This window comes from Microcoleus sp., from assembly GCF_049646505.1.
Classification (GTDB): Bacteria; Cyanobacteriota; Cyanobacteriia; order Cyanobacteriales; family Microcoleaceae; genus Microcoleus.
In genome coordinates this window covers 1-3000 of the sequence record NZ_JBARVX010000438.1, presented here as the reverse complement: position 1 = coordinate 3000, position 3000 = coordinate 1, and the positions used below count along the sequence as shown (strand labels likewise).

Below are 3000 nucleotides of genomic sequence, written 5' to 3'. Positions count from 1 at the left end.
CAGTTAAAGATTTACTCGTTACCAGGCTCTGTTTACTCGTTACCAGGCTCTGCCTGGTAACGCAGATCCAGAGGCTCTGCCTCCTTTTTTCGCAGCCGAGGCAGAGCCTCTGGACATCGGTTCCCAGGCAGAGCCTGGGAACCAGTTAAACTCAGTAAATTTAGTGTACAGCTTGAGAGTGCAGCGCCTTCTCCACCGCCTGCAAAGCCCGATCGACTTCTGCAGCAGAGACAATCAGAGGCGGCACAAACCTCAACACTTTCGGCCCAGCGGGAACCAACAGCACGCCAGCGGCGATCGCAGATTTGACAATATCAGCCGAAGTCAGCGCAATATCTGCCTGCAATTCCAGCCCCACAATCAAACCCCAGCCGCGCACCTCAGCAATCAAATGCGGATGTGCAGCCGCCAGCTTGTTGAGGCCAGCTTTCAACTGTTCCCCGCGCTGCTGCACGTTTTCCAGAATGTTTTCCCTTTCTAAAGTTTGGCAAACGCACAAAGCAACAGCGCAAACAAAAGGATTGCCGCCAAAAGTGCTGGCGTGACTTCCCGGTTCAAATACATCGCAGAAAGATTTGCACAGCATAGCGCCGATCGGGATACCGCCGCCCAACCCCTTCGCCGACGTAAAGATATCCGGTTCAATCCCCAGGTTTTCGTAGCCCCAATATTTGCCGCTGCGCCCCATCCCGACTTGCACTTCATCGAGAATCAGCAAAATCCCTTTTTCGTCGCAAATTTCCCGAATGCGCTGGAAGTAGGCGATATCTCCAGGCCGAACTCCGCCTTCACCTTGCAGCGCTTCCAGCATAATTGCAGCTACTTGGCGTTCATCTTTGTCGAGTTGTTCGATCGCCAGTTCGATCGCGCTGATATCGTTGTAAGGCACATAGTGAAATCCCGGAACCAACGGACTAAAACCCTTCTGGTATTTCGGCTGTCCCGTTGCGGTAATTGTCGCCAAAGTCCGCCCGTGGAAACTCGCCACGGCGGTAACGATCGTCGGATTCGAGATATTTAATTTTTCGTGGGCGTACTTGCGCGCCAGTTTAATTGCCGCTTCATTAGCTTCCGCGCCGGAGTTGCAAAAGAAAGCTCTGTCAGCGCAAGAATGGTCTACAAGCCACTTCGCCAGCTCGCCCTGTACGGGGATATAATATAGGTTAGAAACGTGGTGAAGAGTCTGAATTTGCTGAGTTACCGCTGCAATCATTGCCGGGTGGGCGTGTCCCAGAGTGCAGGTAGCAATACCCGCCACAAAATCGAGATATTCGCGACCCTCGGTATCCCAAACGCGGCAGCCGAGGCCCCGTTCTAGGGCGATCGCAAAACGCCCGTAAGTAGTCATTACATAGCTGTCGAAGCTTTCAGAACTGAACAAACCGGCTTCGGCTTCCACGCTTTGTTCTTTTAGTAAGGTTTCTGGACTCACGAACGGCTCCTTAACAGATAATATCTAGACCTCGATTGTACGGTAAAATTCCAGCTTCGCGGTGCAGGCTGTTACTTTTGTCATAAAATCATAACAGTAACAGCAATTAATCCTTCACAAATCTACTGATGAGTTATTACATTTCTCCTAACTTTCTAGATAAAGTTGCGGTGCACGTCACTAAGAACTTTTTAAATTTGACTGGGGTAAGAGTTCCCCTAATTTTGGGAATTCACGGCCGCAAAGGAGAAGGCAAAACTTTTCAAACCGAACTGGTTTTTCGGCGGATGGGCTTTGAACCGGTGATGATATCTGGCGGGGAATTAGAAAGTCCCGATGCTGGAGATCCGTCGCGTTTAATTCGCTTGCGCTACCGGGAAGCTGCGGAGCAAATTCGGGTGCGCGGCCAGATGTGCGCCATTTTTATTAACGATTTGGATGCCGGTGCTGGCAGGTTTGATACTACTACTCAATATACCGTAAATACTCAGATGGTTAATGCCACTCTGATGAATATTGCGGACAATCCAACTAACGTGCAGTTACCGGGAAGTTATGACAGCACGCCGCTGCACCGAGTGCCGATTATTGTCACCGGAAATGACTTTTCAACGCTGTACGCGCCGCTGATTCGCGACGGGCGGATGGAAAAGTTTTATTGGGAACCGAGCCGGGATGATAAAATTGGGATTGTTGGCGGAATTTTTGAGTCGGATAAATTGTCAAAAGCCGAGATTGTGGGGTTAGTCGATAATTTTCTCGATCAGTCGATCGACTTTTTTAGCGCTTTGCGATCGCGCATTTACGACGAACAAATCCGCGACTTCATTCACAAAGTAGGAATCGAGCGAGTTTCCAAGCGTTTGGTAAACACTGTGGAAGCACCGCCGGATTTCCAAAACCCGAATTTCAGCCTCGCTCATTTATTAGAAATGGGCAGTTCGATGGTAGGCCAACAAAAGCGGATACAGGAAATGCGCTTAGTAGATGAATACAACCAATCGCGGCTTTTTAACGTTCAAGGAACCGTCAATGTTCCTGCTGCTGCGCCAACGCAGAATCAACAAAACGACCCATCCTCAAAATATTATAAAGCTTACGTCGAGCCAAGTTCAGAAGTTAGTAACGGTCAAGCAGCGCGGCTGAGTTCCGAGGTATTGGAACAAGTGCAGCAGTTGTTAGCAAGGGGCTGCAAAATTGGCATGGAATATGCAGATAGTCGCCGATTTAAGACTGGTTCTTGGCACAGTTGCGCGATAAGTCAAAACGGAAAAGAAAAAGATGTAATTGCGTCTTTAGCAACTTGTTTGGCGGAACACGGCGGCGAATACGTGCGGCTGATTGGTATCGATCCAAAAGTCAAGCGCCGGGTAGTTGAAACCATTATTCAGCGACCACAGTAGGCTGTGCTTCGGCGCACCTTACAAATTCAAGAAGACTGGGCGGTTTCAAGAGACTGTTGGCGAATTAAAAAAGGGTGAAACCAAACATCCCATAATCATGGAAAAAAACTATGATGAGGCAGAGGGAAAAAGAGCAGAAAAACGAGAGTGCCGGGTCAAGCCAAT

General features: G+C 49.2%; 2 protein-coding genes. One reads left to right on the top strand and one right to left on the bottom strand.

The features are described 5' to 3' along the window. Positions 1-160 precede the first annotated feature (160 nt). Positions 161-1432 (bottom strand): aspartate aminotransferase family protein, encoded by a 1272-nt coding sequence (locus WBA89_RS21365; protein WP_424409286.1) that lies wholly within the window; start codon positions 1430-1432, stop codon positions 161-163. 128 nt (positions 1433-1560) lie between these two features. Between WBA89_RS21365 and WBA89_RS21360 the strand changes: the two genes are divergently transcribed. Continuing rightward, positions 1561-2835: a ribulose bisphosphate carboxylase small subunit gene (locus WBA89_RS21360; RefSeq protein WP_424409285.1), complete on the top strand. Its 1275-nt coding sequence runs from the start codon at positions 1561-1563 to the stop codon at positions 2833-2835. Positions 2836-3000 lie beyond the last annotated feature (165 nt).